Below are 18,465 nucleotides of genomic sequence, written 5' to 3' on the forward strand. Positions count from 1 at the left end.
CCCCCTTCCCTCTCGGCAGGAGAGGGAAGGGGGCGTCGGTCTGCCCGCCTCAGGCCTCCGCGACGGCCTCCAGCGGGCTCAGCGCTGCCGCCCGGCGGGCCGGAAGAGCGGCCGCGAGCGCACCGATCGCCAGAGACGCCAGGCATACGAGCGCCAGCGTCCCCCACGGCATCGACAGCGTGTACTGCTCCATCGCCCCGTTGGCCAGCGCACCGACCGCCCAGGCCCCGAACACCCCGCCCGCCAGGCCGAGGAGGGTGCCGAACGCGGCGACGGTCACCGCCTCCAAGCGGATCATCCGGCGGATTGCGGAGCGGTTCATGCCGATGGCGCGCAGTACACCGATCTCGCGGGTGCGTTCCGCGACCGACATGGCCAGGGTGTTCACGATGCCGAGGGCGGAGATCACGACACCGATGGCCAGCAGCCCGTACATCAGTGTCAGTAGATTGCCCACGGCGCCGGCCGCCTCGCGCACGAGTTCCTCGCGGTCCTGCACCTTCAGGAGCGGGCTGTCACCCACGGCCGTACGCAGCTCCTCCTGGGTCCCTGAGCTCGCCCCCTTGTCGGTGCGGACGAGGATGCGCTGCACGGAACCCGGCTTGAAGCTCTTCTGCTGCACCTCGCCGCGGGCGCCCAGCGCGTCGTGCGCGGTGGGGTTGTCCCGGTAGACGCCCACGACGGTGTACTGCGTGACCTTCTGGTCGCGGCCCATGGACGCGGTGAACTTGCCACCCACGCCCACACCTTGCTTCCGGGCGAGGGTGTTGGAGAGGGCGATCCGGCCCGGCCCGAGGTCGTCGAGCGAGCCGCTGACGAAGTCGAGCTTCATGGTGGCGTCGGCGGCCTGCGGATCGACGCCGGAGATCTCCTGGACGTGTCCGCCGACGAACAGGGTGGAGTCCGAGACCGCGGCCGCGGTCCGCACCCCGGAGAGGTCGGCCACCCGCCGCACGGCGGCCCGGCCGATGCCGGTCGTGGGGGTGCGGGTGCCGATCACGTAGTCGGCGCCGAGACCGGACGCGGTCTGGCGATCCAGCGCCTGCCCGGTGGAGTTGCCGATGACGGCGAGCCCGGCCACCAGCGCCGTACTGATCATCAAAGTGGCGGCGGTGGCAGCGGTGCGCCGCGGATCGCGCAGCGCGTTCTCCCGCGCGAGATGGCCGGTCACACCGAAGCGTCCGGTGAGGCGTCCGGCGAGACGGATCACGGGAGCGGCGAGCAGCGGCGCAAGGACGATCATGGCGGCGACGAGGACGGCGCAGCCGAGCATCGCGCTCCGCACGTTCTCCTCGGAAGCGTCCTCGGCCCCGGTCAGCGACACCAGCAGACCGGCGCCGAGAACCAGCAGGGCCAGCCCCGCCATGCCGCGCCGCCGGGATCGCGCGGCGCAGGGCGGCTGTTCGGCCACGCGCAGCGCCTCGATGGGGGCGACCTTGGCGGCCCTGCGCGCGGGCAGCCACGCGGCGAGCACCGTGACGCCCACCCCCACGCCGAGCGCTGCGAGGACCGGACGCGCGCCGATCACCAAGGGCCCGTCGGGCAGGGTGTCGCCGGTGTTGCTCAGGACGTCCGGGAGTACGGCGGCGATGCCCAGGCCGAGCAGGAAACCGGCCGCCGACGCGGCAAGGCCGATCAGCAGGGCCTCCAGGAGGACGGAGCGCACCACTTGGCGGCGATCGGCTCCGATGGCCCGCAGCAGCGCGATCTCACGGGTGCGCCGGGACACCAGCATGGTGAACGTGTTGACGACGAGGAACGAGCCGATGAACAGCGAGACCCCGGCGAAGATCATGGGCATCTTCTCGTAGCCGCGGGTCATGGTGTCGATGTTCGTCGCCTGCTGGTCGGCCTGGGCGCTGCCGGTGGTGGCCTGGGCCCGGTCGGCGGGCAGGACGTCCTCGATGCGGCGCAGGAGGTCGAACGGGTCGGTGCCGTCAGCGGCGGTGAGGTCGATGCCGGTGTAGTGGCCGCTGGACGCGAACAGTCGCTGGGCGCTCGCCTTGTCGAACAGGGCGAGGGTGCCGCCGGCCGTCACCCGCGTGTCCTTGGTCGAGACTATGCCGACAAGTCGCTTTTTCATGGCCGGGCCGTCGGTGGCCACCGTGACCAGGTCTCCGATGCCGAGGTGCCCGGCGGATGCCGTCCCGCTGTCCACGGCCATTTCCTTGCCGGTGCGCGGGGCGCGGCCCTCGGTCAGGGGATAGCGGCTGTCCTGGCCCTCCTTGCCCGGTACGTAGGCGGCGCCCAGGTTGGACCATGCCTTGTCGGCCCGCAGCGGAGTGCCGTCCGCCGCGTTCAGGACGGCTGAGCCGTCGGCCGCCGGGCGCGCGGCGGCGACACCGGGCACGCCCGCCACCTTCCTGACCAGGGCGTCGTCCAGTACGGGGGAGTGCTCATCGACGGCGGTTCCCGGCGGTGGGTCCTTCGGGGTCACGGTGACGGCGATGCCGGCGAAGTTCTGGGAGGCGGCGGCGCGGTAGGCCGCGGCCGAGGAGTCGGCGAAGACGAGGGTGCCGCTGACGAACGCGACACCCAGGCAGACCGCGAGGACGGTCATGGCCAGGCGGGCCTTGTGCGCGAAGACGTTGCGCAGAGCGGTACGGAACATACGAGGCGGATCCTGGGAGGCAGGCTCGACGGGCGCGAGCGGATGGCTGGTGGGCGCGAGCGGCGCGGGTGGGGCATGGGGAGTGAGGGTGTGTCAGCTGGTGCGCGGGCCGGTGTCGAGGGTCTTCATCAGGTCCAGGACCCGCTCCGGTGTGGGGTTCGCCATCTCGTCGACCAGGCGGCCGTCGGCCAGGAAGACCACGCGGTCCGCGTAGCCGGCGGCGACCGGGTCGTGGGTGACCATGACCACGGTCTGGCCCAGCTCGCGCACCGAGTCGCGCAGGAAGCCGAGCACTTCGGCCCCGGCCCGCGAGTCGAGGTTGCCGGTGGGCTCGTCTCCGAAGATGATCGCAGGCTTGGACGCCAGGGCGCGGGCCACCGCCACGCGCTGCTGCTGACCGCCGGACAACTGCCCGGGGCGGTGGTCAAGTCGCCCCGAGAGGCCGACCATCGACACCACGCGCCGCAGCCACTGTTCGTCGGGGCGACGGCCCGCGATGCTCAGCGGCAGCGTGATGTTCTCGATGGCGGTCAGGGTCGGCAACAGATTGAACGCCTGGAAGATGAAGCCGATCCGGTCACGGCGCAGCTCCGTCAGCTGCCGGTCGCCCAGCGTGCTCAGCTCGGTCGTGCCGATGCGTACGGAGCCGGAGCTGAAGGAGTCGAGTCCGGCGGCACAGTGCATCAACGTGGACTTGCCGGAGCCCGACGGTCCCATGATCGCGGTGAACTCGCCCTCACGGAAGGAGATGCTGACCTGGTCCAGGGCGCGGACGCGGGTGTCTCCGCTGCCGTAGACCTTTGACAGGTCGGTGGTGGCGGCCGCGATTCCGGTGGTCGCGTGCAGGTGGTGCGGGGCAAGGGGGCCGGGGGTCACGGGAGAACTCCTCTTCGGTGCGGAAGGTGCACGTCGAAGGGTGTCCGGGGAACGTATCGGCGCCTGGGCCGCGACGTATCGATGGCCGCTTTGGAGTGCGTCGGTTGTGTAGTGGGTGGAGCGAGTGCGGTGCGTGCGGTGTGCGCGCCTCAGGTGGGCAGGCGCAGGGTGGCGACGGCGCCGCCGTCCGGGGCGTTGTCCAGGCGCAGTTCGGCGCCGAGCAGCCGGGCCTGGCCCAGCGCGATGGTCAGGCCCAGGCCGTGTCCCGAGCCGCGCTCCGCCGCGCCGGTGTGGAAGCGCCGCGGCCCGTCGCGCAGTACGTCAGGGGGGAAGCCGGGACCCTGGTCGCGTACGACGACGGTGTGCTCCTCGATGGTGACCCGCACCGGGGTCTTCCCGTGCCGATGGGCGTTGACGACGAGGTTGCTGACGATGCGTTCGAGGCGGCGCGGATCGGTCTCCACGGTCTGCGAAGCCTGCTCTTGCGACGTCTTCTTTTGCGGCGCTCGCCGCTGGGGAGTGTGGCCCCCGGTTCCGTCGGCGACGGCGATCTCGGTGTCGAGGCCGGTGCGCGCCACCGCTTCGGAGACGACTGCGGCCAGCGGCACATGGGCCCGGACCGGCTGCTCGGCCCCCGCGTCGAGGCGGGAGATCTCGAGGAGGTCCTCGACCAGGCCGCGCAGATCGCGTACGCGGGCCCGCAGCAGATCCTCCGTCTCGCCCGCGGGCAGCAGGTCGGCGGCGGCCAGCAGACCCCCGACGGGGGTGCGCAATTCGTGGGCCACGTCCGCGGTGAAACGGCGCTCGGAGCGCAGCTGCCGGGCAAGGCTGTCGGCCATGAGGTCGACGGTGGCGGCGATGTCGTCCACCTCGTCGCGGCTGTCGGCCGACCCGGTCCTGGCGTCCAGATCTCCGGCGGAGATCCGGCCCGCCGTCTCCGAGACCCGCCGTAGCCGCCGGCCGAGGAGCCCGGCCCCGTAGACCGCCAGGGGGACGGCCGCGGCGAGCGCCAGCAGCGAAGCCACTGCCATGACCACGTCGAGCCGCCGCAGCTCGTGCAGTTCCGGGCTCATGTTGACCCGGACGGCCAGCACCCGGCTGCCCGTACCGCCGACCCGCTGGGCACCCCAGTAGCTGGGCCCCAGGTTGTCCTCGACGCGTTCGTCGTATGCCGTGTGCCGATCGCCGTCGGAGGGATGGCGCAGCGCGGTAGGCAGATCGTCCGGATCCAGCTCGGCGCCGTCCGCCAGCGTCCCGGTGCGGCGGTAGACGTCCATCGCGGAGTAGACGGTGTTGAAGGCGGTCGCCTCGGCCCGACCGCGGATGTCCTGCGCGGTCCACAGGTGCACGAGCACGCCCACCACCACCGCGACCAGACAGGCCGTGGCCGCTGCCAGCGCGGCGATCTTCCAGCGCAGGGCAACACGGACCGGCCGCCGCCGACGGAACGAGGACACGCGCCTCAACGCCGGAGCTTGTAGCCGAAGCCGCGGACCGTCTCGATGCGATCCCGTCCCAGCTTGCCGCGCAGCCGCTGCACACACAGGTCCACGACCCGGCTGTCGCCGTCCCAGCCGTACTCCCAGACGTTGCGCAGCAGCGTGTGCCGCTCCAGCACGATCCCTGGATGAGCGGCGAACTCGAGGAGCAGCTTCAGTTCGGTGGGGGTGAGCGCCACCGGCCGCCCGGACACCGATACCTCCAGGCCACCCGTGTCGATGGTGAGCTCCCCGAAGACCAGCATTCTCTCCTCGGACGGCGCCGCCTCCTCGCCTTCGGCCGGGCCGGGCCCTTGGGCGGGCGCGTACGTGGCCCGGCGCAGCAGCGAGCGGATGCGGGCCACCAGCACATAGGTGTCCACGGGCTTGACCACGTAGTCGTCGGCCCCGCCCTCCAGACCGGCGACGACATCGAGTCCGTCGCCGCGCGCGGACATCATCAGGACCGGCACCAGGCTGGTCTCGCGGACCCTTCGACACAGCCCGATCCCGTCGAGACCGGGCAGCATCACATCCAGGACCAGCAGGTCGAAGCTCTCCTCGCGGAAGAGTTCGAGCCCGGCGAGCCCGTCGGCGGCGACCTTGACCTCGTAGCCGTAGCGCTCCAGGGCGACGGCGAAGGACCGGCGCATCAGGTCGTCGTCCTCGACCAGCAGCACACGAACGGCCTGCGGGGCAGCAGGAGCCGGGGTGGGCGACGACACGGGGGATCACTCCTGTTCGGACGGACGGACTGAGAGACGGCCGGTGGGCCGGTCGGACGTCGGGCGGAACCCCGGTACCCGCACCTGCGGCGACCGACGACCCGCAAGGAACGATAGGGCAGACATCGGACGCGGCGACCGCGCCGCGCACCGGACACACGCCGCGCCTCTGCCGGGTTCTTCACCCGTGGAACCGCAGGTCAGGCGGACGAAGCGGCACACAGACTTCCGGCCCGCGCCCCCTGGACCCCTGCCACCCGGGGGCGGCGCCCCCCGAACCGATGGCCGACCAAGCGCTCCCTGATACCCACTGGATACAAACCGCTGGACGGCGAGGGCCTACGCGGAGGTGGCCGGTGGGGCGAACAGTGCCTGGACGGTTTCGGTGGCCAGGTCGCGCAGCCAGGTGTGGGCGCGGTCGTCGTCGTGGCGCTGGTGCCACAGCAGATACAGCGGGACGGCGGGCATCTGGAGCGGCAGGGGCAGCGGCAGTGTGATGAGGCCGAGCCGGTCCCGGGCTGTGCGGGTGACCGCGTCGGGGAGGGTGAGCACCAGGTCGGTCTCGGGGGCGAGTTGCAGCGCGAAGGCGACGGTGGGCCCGGCGGCGACGACACGGCGTTCGAACCCGCACGTGGCCAGGGCATCGTCGATCGGGTCACGCAGCCGCCCGCGCCGCGAGATGGTGAGGTGTTCGGAGGCCGCGTAACGCTCAAGGCTCAGCGGCCCCTCGGTGAGGGGATGGCCGGGCCTGACGGCGACGACGAGCTGATCGTGGCCGACCAGGCGGTGGCGGATGTCGGGCAGGACCGGCGGCCTGGAGCTGGACGCGAGGTCGACCTCGCCCCGGCGCAGCTCGGGGGTGTCCGTGCCGGGTTCGCCCGGCAGGCGCAGCTGGACGCCGGGGGCTTGGCTGCGGACGGCGGCGAGCAGAGCCGTCCCGCAGGCGGTGGTCAGGGCGTCGTGCCAGCGCACGGTGAACACCCGCTCCAGAGCCGGCAGGTCGAGCTCCTGCTGCTCGGACAGGAGGTGGTGGGCCTGCTGTACGAGGGCGTGGACCTGGGTGCGGATGGCCAGCGCGCGGGTGGTGGGGACCATGCTGCGGCCGGTGCGGACCAGGATCTGATCACCGGTGGCCTTTCGGATGCGGCCCAGCGAGCGGCTCATCGCGGGCGCGGTGACATGGAGGCGGGCCGCGGCGCCCGCGACACTGCCCTCTTCCAGCAGCGCGTCCAGGGCCGTGAGCAGGTTCAGATCCAGTTGCATGAGAGTAACTCTACGAGTGAAAAGCATGCACTTGTTGTTAATCACCGGGCGGCCTAGGTTCGAAGCACGGGAGCGGGACAAGCCGCCCGCCCGCACCACACCGCAACCACTGGAGTCCGCCATGAGCACAGCCATGCCTTTCGACGCCGACACGACGCTCATGTCCGAGGTGAAGGCCGCGGTGGAAACCGCCGGGCAGACGCTGCGCGAGCGCTACACCTCCCACGCCCGAGGGGTCAGCCTGAGCGAAGTCGTCGACGAGATCCATGCCAACGACGACGTGGTGCTCGACGTGTTGCGCGAACCGCTGCTGCGGGCCCGGCAGGGATCGCGGTGGGCCGAGGACGAGTTGGCGGGCGGCGCGCTCCCGCCGGGGGAGTGGTGGGTCGTCGACCCCGCCGAGGGCAACATCAACCACGTACACGGCATGCCGGACTGGGCCGTCACCGCCACCCTGGTCCGCGACAACCAGCCGGTACTCACCGTCGTGCACCTGCCGCTGACCGGCGACACCTACACCGCCGTCGCAGGCGGCGGCGCCCACCTCAACGACCGCCCCCTGAAGGCGTCCGCCAAGACAGACCTGGGTGCCTCGCTCGTCGGCACCGGGCAGGCCAAGCCCGGTGAGGACAAGGACACCTACCGGCGGATCGGCGACTCGGTCACCGCCATGCTCACCGGCGGACTCGTCGTGCGGGTGTCCGTTCCTGCCACGATGCAGCTCATCCACGTCGCCGCCGGACGCATGGACGCGTTCTGGCAGTTCTCCGACGTCCGCTCCGGCCTGGTCGCAGGTGCCTTGCTGGTGACCGAGGCGGGAGGCACCGTCACCGACCTGGCGGCCGAGCCCTGGAGCGCGGGCAGCCGGGACTTCCTCGCCGCCGCGCCCGGCATCCACGCCGCCGCCCTCGAAATCCTGACGCCGATCGCCTGACCGCATCGTGAGGCTGATCGCCTGACAGCGCAGCGGCGTACCCCCGCCCCACTTGCCCGACATCACCCGGGCGCCCAGGCGTCTCACCTCGGCACCTCGGCACCCCGGCACCCCGGCATCACAAGGAGCATCACCTGATGACCAGCATCGGCATCCTCGGCGCAGGCCGCGTCGGCACCAACCTGGCCGACAAGCTCGCCTCGGCAGGCCACCACGTCACCCTCGGCCTCCGCAGCCCGAAAGAGCCGACCGCAGCGCCCGCCGAAGACATTGACCCCCGCATCTCATACTCCGACCAACGCACCGCCGCTCGCACCGCGGAGATCGTGATCAACGCGACGCCCGGCGACAGCGCCTTGGAGCGCCTGACCGACCTGCGTACGGAACTCGCCGGAAAGATCCTCGTCGACGTCTCCAACGCCACCCGCGACGCCGCCGACGGCCTGCCCGGCGAACTCTGCTACCCCGGCAGCAGCCTCGCCGAGCAACTCCAGGCCGCTCTCCCCGGCACCCGGGTGGTCAAGACCCTCAACACCATGCTGTTCATGGTCATGACCGCCCCTCAAATCCTGGCCACCCCGCCGACCGCCTACGTCTCGGGCAACGACGAGCATGCGAAGAAGACCGTCACCAGCCTGCTCGCCGACCTGGACTGGCAGCCCGCGTGGATCGAGGACCTCGGGGACATCAGCACAGCCCGCGCCACCGAGGCCATGATCCTGGTCGTGCCCCACATTCTGCGCCGGGACGGCTTCAAGCCTTTCGCGGTCTCCCTCACCCGCTGAGAGGGCAGGGAGGGACGGAAGGGGCTGGGACGGGGCAGCGGGGAGGACCTACTGGGCCGCGTCACGCTCCTGGTTCCGCAGATAGGCATCATGCGCGGCAGGAGCGAAGAGTCCGGCGATGAACGCTGCCGGGCCGCCGTAGAGCAGCGGGGGCCCGACATCGGAAATCCAGTCTCCGATGGCGAGAACCGCCAGGACATCTACGTAGCAGAACAGGAACAGAGCCCCCGAACCGACCTTCAGCATCCTTCACCCCCGCTCGATCAGCACATGCCTCCCCTTGCATGCCCGGCCTGGTATCGACCAACACCGTTGGGAAGGCGGCTGGTTGACGCAGTGCCGTGGCGGCTACTTCGGGTCGCGGTTGAACTGGGTCATTGACCAGCGATAGCCGAGGGTGATCAGGGCGAGGCACCAGGCGAGGGCGATCCAGCCGTTGTGGCCGATCTCGCTGCCGAGGAGGAGGCCGCGGAGGGTTTCGATGGCGGGGGTGAAGGGCTGGTATTCGGCGATGGGCTGGAACCAGCCCGGCATCGTGTCCGCCGGGATGAAGGCGCTGGAGACGAGGCCCTCGTTCATGTCCATCGAGACGTGGACCCGAGCGCATCAGGCGCATTGCCAGGTGAACATGGCACGTTCGAAGCGTCGTTCGGCCAGGTCCTGCGGGCGGATCAGCCAGTACAGGGCCCCGCAGTCACCCCACATCATGTCCGCGGCGTTCTCGCTGTCGATCTGCGCCAGCAGCACCCAGTCACCCGCCTCGTCGGGCAGGCGCGGATCGTCCCAGGACGTGTCGCCGCCCAGGGCCGCCTGCGCGATCTCGATCTCCACCGGGTTCTGGACCGGGTGGGCGTGGCCGCCTATCTGGTGGCCCACGGAGCCGTCGAAGTCCCACAGCGCTTCGAGGAACTCCTGGGCGCACACCGGGTGGTCGTATCGATGCCCCAGTGGAGCTTCCGGCGCGAACGCCTCCCGGACGCGTGGGTGCCAGGGTTCGGCCGCCGTCATCTCCGGCCGGGCGGCCAGCGGTACCGCCGGATACGGCGTGAGCTCCTCAGGAGCGGCGCGCTCCATGGCCACCTCTCCGCCTGCCACGTAGAGCACGCGGGCGCCCGCCCAGCTTTCCGGGTCCTCGGGCAGGACGAGGGCATCCCCGTCATCAACCTGGCCGTCGAAGTAGTAGAACAGCAGGCACCCTTCCTCCGGCAGATCGATGTCCAGAACACCTGCGGGCAACATCGAGCAGTCGACCGAGGCGATGAAGGACAAGGGCCCGTGCCCGTCCCACCACGGCCACTCCGCATGGGCCGGCAGCCTCGGCAGACCCCCCAGCTGACCGACTGCCTTGTCCGAACTCGTTCCAACGCCAAGACATACGCCGGGCCGGAGCAGACCGAGCCACCGTTCTGCCGTCTCGGGGGAGAGGTACTGCTGAGCGAGGGCGCGCAACTCCTCAGAGGATCCATGTGTCATGCCTGCGATCATGCACGGTGCCACTGACATGCAGGCGGCGACCGTACTTGCTCCCCACGGAAGCCGGGGAAGCCAGCGAAGCCCGGGGAAACCCGGGGCAGCCCACGAAGATCATGCGTAGGCTGCGCCAATGGTCACCCTGGAACCCGCGAGCACGGCTCTTGTCCTGGTCGACTTGATGCCCCGGATCATCGACCTGCCGCTCGGCCCTCGTTCCGGCACCGAGACGCTGGATGCTGCCTGCGCTCTGGCCGAACGGTTCCGAGCCGGCGGTGCGTCGGTGGTCGCGGTGAGGACGGAACGACCCAACGTCGTGGAACAGCCGCCCGGCAGCGAACTGCATCAGCGGGTAGCGGCTTTGGCCGACGCAGTGGTCGTCAAGGGCACCATCGGCGGCTTCCACCACACCTACTTGCATGAGCTCTTGCAGGGGCGGGACGTATCCACCCTCGTCCTTGCCGGCATCGCCACCAACATGGGCGTTGAATCGACGGCGCGCGCAGCATCTGACCATGACTACGAGCTGGTCTTCGTGGAGGATGCGATGACCGCCCTCACAACGGCGGAGCACCAGGCGGCGATCACCCTGAACCTGCCCCGCTTCGGCCAGGTGACGTCCAGTCCCGAACTCACCCTGAGGGTGGCCGCCACCCCGTCCTGAGACGTCAGCCGCGCCTTGCGATCCTCGATCGCCCCGCTCGCCAGATGCGGCGCAGCTGCCGTGGCCGTATGGATCAGGATGAACTGGTGCTTCACGCCTCGTCGTTCGGCGCGCGGCGGCCGCATACGCCGAGCACCGTCCGGACTACGTGCAGACCGCGGTGCGTTGGGCGCTCGAACCCGCTCCTGGCCCACGCGTGCTCGACCTGGGTGCTGGAACCGGCAAGCTGACGGCCACGCTGGTCGCGCTGGGCGCCGAGGTCATCGCGGTGGAGCCCGACGCGGCCATGCTGACCGAGCTGCGCAGCGCGTTGCCGGGTGTGCGTGCCCTGTTGGGCGGTGCCGAGTCGATCCCGTTGCCGGATGCTTCCGCCGATGTCGTTCTGGCCGGGAATGCAATGCGTTGGTCCGACATGGCTGTCGCGGGACCGGAGATCGCCAGAGTTCTCGCGCCTGGCGGCATCCTGGCCGGCCTGTGGAACCTCATGGACGACGAGGCCGAGTGGATTGCCGAGCTCGCACGTGTCAGCGTCAGCGCAGCCATCGGCCCACGTGACACGCCCGCCAGCGGGCGCGCCGAGATAGCCGGCATGCACCTACCGAAGACAGGTGCGGCGGTCCGGTTCGGCTCGCCGGAGCGGACAGAATTCCCGCACCGCCGACTCGCGCGTCGCGACCATCGCGACGCGCGCGGGAATGCTGGTCATGCCGGAGCAGGAACAAGAGGCCGCACTGGGCCGTAACCGGGCATTTCTCGCGAGTACGCCGGAGACTGCTCGGGGCGAGTTCACCCTGCCGATGCTCACCGGCGTACTGCGGGTCCGTCGGCCCGGTGAAAAGAGGGCCGTTGGCACGAACAGCGCCCAGGAAGTGGCTCTTTCGGTCACTTTCACCCCCGCGTGGGGGTTGCCCGCCCGGCCCGTGCGGTAATCGCGCAAAGTACTCCGTATGACGACACCCGCAGAGCTGCTTCGTTCCTTCGCCCGCACCCGGGCCTCGCTCGACGGCGAGCAGGTCACGTACTGGTGGTCCGGAGACGTGTACTCCTGGGGCCCCGATGAGCCCTACCAGCGTCTCTTCGGCTTCGAAGGGCTCAATGTCGCCCGCCTTGTCCAGGACCCCGAAGCAGGCCCCGACGCCTACCAACTGCTCACCCGCGAGGCCGCCTTCTACCTGGACCCCGTATCGCGCGAGATCCTGGAGACCTGGCAGGACCTGCCGGTGGTGCACATCTGGAACGACCCGGCGAACCAGCGGTGGCGCCCCTTCCCCATACCGACGACCGATCTCGGCGGACAGGTCTGCTTCAGCCTGGAGATCCCGCTCGCCTACCCCTCCCCGCTGCCGGTGGCGGAGTACCCGCTGAACTCGGCCGACGACACGTACCGGGCCCTGGAGCTCTTCCAGTTCTTCGCGGACCGCACCGACCTGGCGGGCTCGGCGCCCAGCATCCCGGCCAGCATGTCGTGGACCCGAATGTCCCAGTGGCTCCCGTGGATGGCGCGCGGTCAGCGGCCCGGCGGCCTCACGTATCACTGCCGGGGTCGCAAGCTCGACGCGTACGCCGAGGTCCCCGAGCGGACCCGGGCCTACATCGCCGACCACCACCCGCAGTTCGCCGAGGCCCCGGAGAAGTGGAGCGAGCCGAACGAGACGAGCTGGACGTACTTCCGAAAGCTCCACCCGCCGAAGTAGCCGCGTGGCCTCACCGGCCCGGCGGTGAGGCTCTTCGCCCATCGCGTGCCGCTTCCCCTGGGAGTGGCTGTTCCGCGCCCGGGGGTCGGCTCTATCGTGATCACGATGAAGACTCGACTTGTCGATCCCCGGGACACCCAGTGGGAAGTGGACCGCCCTGCGTACCGTGTGTGTTTCTGGGACAGATCGGCCATGCACGCACACGAGCACGAAGTCACGGACGCTGATGCCGATGAGGTGCTGGCCTGGGCCAAGGAGCAGGCAGAGGCCGAGGGCTGGACGTACACCGCGTACCTCGTCGTGGAATCCGACGGCGCGGTCGGGCTCGTACGGATCAGCGGCGTCATCGGTGATCCGTGGGCTGCGCGATAGGGCCCGGCCGCGATGGTGACGCCGGGACACCAACTTCGTGGTCACTGGCCGGGCAGACTTATCCGGTCCTGAGTCGATCATCAACGCAGCCTTAAGGATCACGCTCTGGGGCCGACAGCGGGGGATCAGCGGCAAGTGGACGCTTACGTTCGGTCGTGTGAGTTTCCAAGCAACCGCCCCAGACCCGTCCATGTACCCAGCGCTTTCCTCCTACCTGACGCGCACATCAGATCTACGCCCGCGCAAGGCGTTCGGGGTGTCACGCCCGGCGGACGGGCCCACGTACGCCGCGCCATCGAGCGGAGCGCCCACTCCTGGCCGAGCTCCTGACCGAGAGGGCAAGGGGCGCCATCGCGCAGCCGCCTCCACACATCGGCAGCCTCGCCTCCGCGCCCTCCCTCGCCACGGCGCGATCAGACGTAGGAGAGGCATCCCCCCGCTTTCCTACGGCTACGCCTCCGCAGCCCTGCTCGTCCTGACCGCCGCGCTCGTGGCCCAGCCCCACGAGCCCGCTCCCGGCAGCCCGCATGCCGCGCCGCCCGCGGAGCAACCGGACGCTCCCCGTCATGTGTCTCCGCCCGCACCCGACAAGGAACCCTCCGCGCTCGCCCCGCCGAGCAAGCCCGGACCACACCCGAGGTCCCCGGCGAACGCCGACGCCCCGCCTGCCCGATCGGCGCCGGCGGCCAACAGCGCACCGAGCGTGCTGCGTTTGGGCAGCACGGGCAGCTCAGTACGGCAGTTGCAGGAGCAGCTGGGCCAACTACGGCTCTACACGGGCCCCGTGGACGGCTACTACAGCCACGACGTCGCAGCCGCGGTCGCACGCATGCAACAGGCGCGCGACATCCCCGAACCGCTCGGCGTCTACGGCCCGGGCACCCGCACCGCCGTCACGACCGCGGCCATGTGACTGTGGCCGCATCCCGCCGGCCGCGCATGACCGCGACACGACGTTCTACGCTGTGCCGAGGCTGCCGAGCAGGGGGATCGACGATGAGCATGTACTTCGATGTCGGCGACGAGACCTTGTGGAACCCGTCGAACGGGGCGGGCCGCCTCTTCCTCCGGCACGTCCAGGTCTTCGAGGCGGAACTCGGGCTGCCCTCGGGAATCGGCCAGGGCAAGAACTGGGGCGATCCGGACACACTTGAGGTCGACCCGGTCGCCTACGAGGAGTTCGCGCGCGGCCTGGTCGCCTGGCACTGTCGGGTGGGCCACTCCGTGATCCTCACACTCTCCGAAGGATTCGTGGCGACGGCACTCGCACTTGCGCGGCGCGCAGGAATCGAGGTCGAGATGCCCGAACGGAGTGCTGGGGCCTGCCGGGTGCCTGAGGGAGTCCAGCGCGACTTGCAGGTCGCAGGCACTCCCCGGACCACGTCGGACGACTCCGTCACCGACGCGCTCGGCACGCCCGACGCTCTCGACGCCCGGGCGCGGCAGGTGGACAGCTGGATGCCTCGCTGAGCCCATCGCCCGTAGCTCATAGCCCATAGACCTGAGCCAGGTCGACGAGGTCGAGGTGAGTGCGGCGCAGGGCCGGGATCCGGTGTCGTGTCGTCGCCGGATGGCGCACCATGGATCCCAGGGAACGACATCGCCTTGCGGGTGCGCCGAATCCGGCGCCGTGGCGGAGGAGGCGTGGTGGACGGGTATCGGTGGGAGGCGGCGGCCGCGGGAATGCGGGACGCGGTGGGCGCGCTGCTGAGCGTGCTGGAGCCGGAGCAGGTACGCGTGCTGCGCGCGGGGCCCGCCCACCTGGACGCTCCCGAGCTGCGGGAGTGGACGTACCTGCCGGGCTCACGCCCGGGGCTGCCCACTGAAGGCCTCGACGCTCGCCAGCGCGAGGCGGTCGATGCCGTGCTGGCCGCGGCCCACAGCGTGGCGGGCGCGGAGCTGGCTCGCGGGGCGATCGAAGTGGAGCGGTACCGCCGCGCCGCGGCCGGCGGCACGGGTGCCGACCGCTACTGGGTTCGCTTGTTGGGTGACCTTGAGGGCGGCGGGCCGTGGGGCTGGCGGATGAACGGCCATCACCTTGCCGTACACGTACTGATCACGGCGGCGGGCATCCGGGTGACGCCGCACTTCATCGGGGCGGAACCGGCGCGCATCGCGGACGGGCCGCAGGCCGGCCGCCGACTGCTGGGGCCGGAGGAGGATCTGGCGCGGCACCTGGTCACGGACCTGGACGACGGTCAGCGGGGCAAAGCTGTCTTCGCCGCTGCCCCGCCGGACGACATCTTGACCCGCGACGACCCATTCGCCGATCCGGACCTGCTGCCGACGGGCCTGGCCCATGGCGACATGACGCCCGGCCAACAGCAGTTGCTCGAGCGCTTGGTGCGCCGCTACCTGGACCGCGCGCCCGCTGCGTACGCGCGGGAGTGCTGGTCGGACACCGTGGCACAGGGGCTGGATGCCCTCACGTTCGCCTGGGCCGGTGGTCGCGCGCCAGGTGACCGGCACTACTACTGCGTTCGCGCCCCGGACTTCCTCATCGAGTACGACAACACCCAGGACAACGGCAATCACGCCCACTCGGTCTGGCGGCACATGCGCCATGACTGGGGCACCGACCTGCTGCGCGCGCATTACACGCAACAGCACAGGTAAACGACGCCTGTTCGGCTACTGGACCTTTACTACGTCCCTGTGCTGTGTCTACTGCAGGGAGCGTAGAAAGATCGGCTGCATGCGTGGGGTGTCATGTATGGGGCACTTGGGGCGCTGACCTGACACAGACTCAGTGCACGTATTGAGGGGTGGATTTGATGATCAGCGCAAAGTCCCGCACGTTCCGTCTGGCCCTGCTCGGCTCGGCCGGTCTGCTGGGGGCCACCGCGTTGACGGGCTGCGGTTCCGGTGACGAGGGCGATGGCGATCAGGCGGCGCGGTCGGGGAGTGAGGACAACCGGCAGTCTGCGACGCAGGTGGTCCGGGCGACGAACGCCAAGACGTCCAAAGCAGGTTCGGCCCAGGTGAAGCTGGAGACGACGGCCACTTCCGGCGGCCGCAGCGAAACCATCAAAGGCTCGGGCGTGATGGACTTCGGGGACGGTACGAGTCGGATCGAGCTGGGGCAGGACGGCCAGCGGATCGAGCAGCGGATCGTGGACAAGGTGCTGTACCAGAAGCCCCCGAAGGGAAGCGGGGGACTGCCTGGAGGCAAGGCATGGATGAAGATCGACCTTGAGCGGCTGCAGGCCGCGGGAGGGTCGGGTGGAAGCCAGGTCAGTGATCCCGCGGACTCGTTCGCCTACTCCAAGTCGCTGTCCGAGAAAGACGTGAAGAAGGTCGGACAAGAGCAGGTCGGCGGCGTGAAGACCACGCACTACCGGGTCGCGGTCGATGTGAAGAAGCTGGCCAAGGGCAGCCCCGAGCAGCAGAAGAAGCTCCGTCAGCAGCTCGGCGACACGGTCCCGATGGACCTGTGGATCGACGGCAAGGGCCTGATGAGGCGCCAGCAGCTCGAGATGTCGATGCCGGGGAAGGCCGGAGGCGGCACATCAAAGACGTCCGCCGAGAAGATCGAAGCGAAGGTCGTGATGAACTTCAGCGACTTCGGCACCGACGTCACCGTGAAGGCACCTGAGGCCGGCGACACGGTGGACATGACGAGCAAGGCCATCAAGCAGGGCGAGCAGAAGGCCTGAATATCCAGAGGCGTGGGCGCGTACGAGAGGCTGTGGGGATACGTTGCGTGGGGAGGCCGATCCGAGCGCGGTGATTCGCCGCGTGTACGGAGCAATGGGTAAGGCGCTCTGACGGTGGCGGCCTTTCGAGTTGTCGTCGGCCGGTGATCGTGCCGAGAAGCGGAGCCTTGCAATGACTACGTTCGTATTGGTCCACGGTGCCGGTGACGTCGGGTGGTACTGGCATCTGGTCGAGGCGGAGCTTCGGGCGCGTGGGCACGACGTGGTGGCTCCCGATCTTCCGGGCGACGATGACTCACTGACGCTGGACGACTATGCCGACGCCGTGGTCGAGGCAGTCGGTGATCGCCACGATCTTGTGGTCGTGGGTCAGTCGTTCGGTGCGTTCACCGCGCCCCTGGTCGCGGCCCGACGTCGGGTCGAGGAGCTGATCCTGGTCGCCGGGATGGTCCCGGCGCCCGGAGAGTCACCGGACCAGTGGTGGAGCAACACCGGCTACACCGAGGCTGTGCGAAGCCAGGCCGCCCGGGACGGCGGGCTCACGGGCAGCGACGATCCTTACGTGGGGTTCTACCACGACGTGCCCCGCGTGCTTGCCGCGGAGGCGATGAGCAGGGAGCGGGCTCACCCGTCGTCGGCGGCGTCAGCCCAGCCGTGGCCGCTCGATGCGTGGCCGACTGTGCCGACCAGGTTCGTGCTGTGCACCCAGGACCGCTTCTTTCCGCCCGGTTTCCTGCGCCGGCTCGCGCTGGAACGTCTTGGAGTGGTCCCGGACGAGATCGCCGCGAGCCACTGCGTCGCGCTCAGCCACCCTATGGAGCTCGCTGACATCGTTGCTGGTGCAGCCAAGAGCTGACGTCGTGGGGTACGACTGCCGTCACCTGCGGCGTCGAGGTTCCAGTTGCCGGACCGCTGGGGCGTCCCGGGCATCCAGGGTGCGATCGCCGTCATCTGAGGGCAAAGTTGATCGCGAGGTCATGCCAGTGGTGCACGTGGCGGAAGAGAGCTGAACTGACGCGAGGTGCTCTCGCGGAACCGGGGCGACCAATGTTCCGTTCGCAGGCGGCGGACGACGGTGACGAGCTGCTTGCCAGGCTCGGGGCGCTGACTGCCCGGGCACGGGAGCTCGCGGAGATGCAGCGCTCCCGGGTCGAGCTGGCGGTGGCCCTGCAGCGCGGCATGCTGCCTCATGATCTTCCGCACCCTCCGGGCGTCAGGCTGGCCGTGGGCTATATGCCCGCCAATCACGGGCTCAACGTGGGCGGAGACTGGTACGACGCCTTCACCATGCCGGACGGCCGTATCGGGCTGTCCATCGGAGACGTACAGGGGCACAACATCAAGGCCGCGGCGTTCATGGGGCAGGTCCGGGTGGGCCTGCGTGCGCTGGCCTCCGTCACGGGCGACCCGGGGGAGCTGCTCGCTCGTACCAACGATCTCCTGGTCTCCCTGGGCGAGGACCTCTTCGCGACGTGTACTTTTCTTCGGCTCGATCCGGCCACTGGCGTCCTGGAGTGCGCTCGGGCCGGCCACATCCCCCACATCTGGGCCACGGCCGACGGCCGCTCCGGTGTCGACGAAGGAGAGTGCGGCCCCCCGCTCGGCGTGCTCGAAGGCGCCGAGTACCCCGTGGTGTGCCACCGGCTCACCACGGATGGTGTCGTCGTGCTGCTGACCGACGGAGTGGTGGAGGGGCCGTCGCTGAGCCTCGACGAAGGCCTGAGCCGGGTGATGCGGCTCGCCGAGATCACCACCGCTGCCGGTCTTGGCATCAACACTCTCGTGAGCGGTGTGATGCGGCTGGCGGACACGGTGGGGCACGAGGACGACGCCGCCGTCCTCGTCGTCGGCCACGACGGCGGCGCGCTGGGGTGATGCCCACCGCGCGCCCGAGCCCGAGAGGGGCCGACGGAGGCGCGGACGGAGGCCCTCGCATG

The 18,465-nt window shown here is 70.1% G+C and carries 19 protein-coding genes and 1 pseudogene; 12 read left to right on the forward strand and 8 right to left on the reverse strand.

The window, feature by feature from the left end; translation table 11 throughout:
- Window positions 1–49: 49 nt before the first annotated feature.
- The 5 genes from AB0E78_RS22205 to AB0E78_RS22225 form a co-directional block, all read right to left on the reverse strand.
- Window positions 50–2,611 carry an FtsX-like permease family protein gene (locus tag AB0E78_RS22205; protein WP_361835021.1) on the reverse strand — a complete coding sequence of 854 codons (2,562 nt, stop codon included), beginning with the start codon at window positions 2,609–2,611 and terminating at the stop codon, window positions 50–52.
- Window positions 2,612–2,704: 93 nt separating this feature from the next.
- Window positions 2,705–3,457 (reverse strand): ABC transporter ATP-binding protein, encoded by a 753-nt coding sequence (locus tag AB0E78_RS22210; RefSeq protein ID WP_361835875.1) that lies wholly within the window; start codon window positions 3,455–3,457, stop codon window positions 2,705–2,707.
- Between the two features lie 179 nt (window positions 3,458–3,636).
- On the reverse strand, window positions 3,637–4,944 hold the full coding sequence (locus AB0E78_RS22215; RefSeq protein WP_361835023.1) for a HAMP domain-containing sensor histidine kinase: 1,308 nt from the start codon (window positions 4,942–4,944) through the stop codon (window positions 3,637–3,639).
- A gap of 5 nt (window positions 4,945–4,949) precedes the next feature.
- On the reverse strand, window positions 4,950–5,690 hold the full coding sequence (gene cseB / locus AB0E78_RS22220) for a two-component system response regulator CseB (RefSeq protein ID WP_361835025.1): 741 nt from the start codon (window positions 5,688–5,690) through the stop codon (window positions 4,950–4,952).
- A 339-nt stretch (window positions 5,691–6,029) separates the two neighbouring features.
- Complete coding sequence (locus tag AB0E78_RS22225; RefSeq protein WP_361835028.1) at window positions 6,030–6,953, reverse strand: LysR family transcriptional regulator; 924 nt, start codon at window positions 6,951–6,953, stop codon at window positions 6,030–6,032.
- 121 nt (window positions 6,954–7,074) lie between these two features.
- Between AB0E78_RS22225 and AB0E78_RS22230 the strand changes: the two genes are divergently transcribed.
- Both AB0E78_RS22230 and AB0E78_RS22235 read left to right on the forward strand, forming a co-directional pair.
- A complete protein-coding gene (locus AB0E78_RS22230; protein ID WP_361835031.1) occupies window positions 7,075–7,887 on the forward strand; it encodes an inositol monophosphatase family protein in 813 nt (270 codons plus the stop codon).
- Between the two features lie 137 nt (window positions 7,888–8,024).
- A complete protein-coding gene (locus tag AB0E78_RS22235) occupies window positions 8,025–8,672 on the forward strand; it encodes an NAD(P)-binding domain-containing protein (protein ID WP_361835034.1) in 648 nt (215 codons plus the stop codon).
- Between the two features lie 48 nt (window positions 8,673–8,720).
- Here AB0E78_RS22235 and AB0E78_RS22240 read toward each other — a convergent pair whose 3' ends face one another.
- The 3 genes and pseudogenes from AB0E78_RS22240 to AB0E78_RS22250 form a co-directional block, all read right to left on the reverse strand.
- Window positions 8,721–8,918 carry a hypothetical protein gene (locus tag AB0E78_RS22240; RefSeq protein WP_361835036.1) on the reverse strand — a complete coding sequence of 66 codons (198 nt, stop codon included), beginning with the start codon at window positions 8,916–8,918 and terminating at the stop codon, window positions 8,721–8,723.
- 102 nt (window positions 8,919–9,020) lie between these two features.
- Window positions 9,021–9,239: pseudogene (locus AB0E78_RS22245) on the reverse strand (ABC transporter permease); the annotation flags it as partial.
- 39 nt (window positions 9,240–9,278) lie between these two features.
- Window positions 9,279–10,145, reverse strand: coding sequence for a YwqG family protein (locus tag AB0E78_RS22250; protein ID WP_361835039.1), 867 nt, complete (start codon window positions 10,143–10,145; stop codon window positions 9,279–9,281).
- A 130-nt stretch (window positions 10,146–10,275) separates the two neighbouring features.
- Between AB0E78_RS22250 and AB0E78_RS22255 the strand changes: the two genes are divergently transcribed.
- The 10 genes from AB0E78_RS22255 (at window position 10,276) to AB0E78_RS22300 (ending at window position 18,403) form a co-directional block, all read left to right on the forward strand.
- Window positions 10,276–10,806, forward strand: coding sequence for an isochorismatase family protein (locus tag AB0E78_RS22255; RefSeq protein WP_361835041.1), 531 nt, complete (start codon window positions 10,276–10,278; stop codon window positions 10,804–10,806).
- A gap of 148 nt (window positions 10,807–10,954) precedes the next feature.
- Window positions 10,955–11,548 (forward strand): class I SAM-dependent methyltransferase, encoded by a 594-nt coding sequence (locus AB0E78_RS22260; RefSeq protein WP_361835044.1) that lies wholly within the window; start codon window positions 10,955–10,957, stop codon window positions 11,546–11,548.
- A 205-nt stretch (window positions 11,549–11,753) separates the two neighbouring features.
- Window positions 11,754–12,500 (forward strand): DUF1838 family protein, encoded by a 747-nt coding sequence (locus AB0E78_RS22265; RefSeq protein ID WP_361835047.1) that lies wholly within the window; start codon window positions 11,754–11,756, stop codon window positions 12,498–12,500.
- A gap of 192 nt (window positions 12,501–12,692) precedes the next feature.
- Window positions 12,693–12,872, forward strand: a complete 180-nt coding sequence (locus tag AB0E78_RS22270) for a hypothetical protein (RefSeq protein ID WP_361835048.1) — start codon at window positions 12,693–12,695, stop codon at window positions 12,870–12,872.
- A gap of 190 nt (window positions 12,873–13,062) precedes the next feature.
- Complete coding sequence (locus AB0E78_RS22275) at window positions 13,063–13,785, forward strand: peptidoglycan-binding protein (RefSeq protein WP_361835878.1); 723 nt, start codon at window positions 13,063–13,065, stop codon at window positions 13,783–13,785.
- Between the two features lie 83 nt (window positions 13,786–13,868).
- Window positions 13,869–14,342 (forward strand): DUF6086 family protein, encoded by a 474-nt coding sequence (locus tag AB0E78_RS22280; RefSeq protein WP_361835050.1) that lies wholly within the window; start codon window positions 13,869–13,871, stop codon window positions 14,340–14,342.
- 177 nt (window positions 14,343–14,519) lie between these two features.
- Window positions 14,520–15,488, forward strand: coding sequence for a DUF3500 domain-containing protein (locus AB0E78_RS22285; RefSeq protein WP_361835053.1), 969 nt, complete (start codon window positions 14,520–14,522; stop codon window positions 15,486–15,488).
- A 158-nt stretch (window positions 15,489–15,646) separates the two neighbouring features.
- The gene (locus AB0E78_RS22290) at window positions 15,647–16,528 is read left to right on the forward strand and encodes a hypothetical protein (protein WP_361835055.1); all 882 of its coding nucleotides are present in this window, start codon (window positions 15,647–15,649) and stop codon (window positions 16,526–16,528) included.
- Between the two features lie 172 nt (window positions 16,529–16,700).
- Entirely contained in the window at window positions 16,701–17,384 is a 684-nt protein-coding gene (locus tag AB0E78_RS22295) for an alpha/beta hydrolase (RefSeq protein ID WP_361835058.1), read from the forward strand.
- Window positions 17,385–17,575: 191 nt separating this feature from the next.
- Window positions 17,576–18,403, forward strand: a complete 828-nt coding sequence (locus AB0E78_RS22300) for a PP2C family protein-serine/threonine phosphatase (RefSeq protein WP_361835061.1) — start codon at window positions 17,576–17,578, stop codon at window positions 18,401–18,403.
- The last annotated feature ends 62 nt before the right edge of the window (window positions 18,404–18,465 follow it).

The sequence above is a fragment of the Streptomyces sp. NPDC032198 genome, assembly GCF_040636975.1.
Taxonomy (GTDB): Bacteria; Actinomycetota; Actinomycetes; order Streptomycetales; family Streptomycetaceae; genus Streptomyces.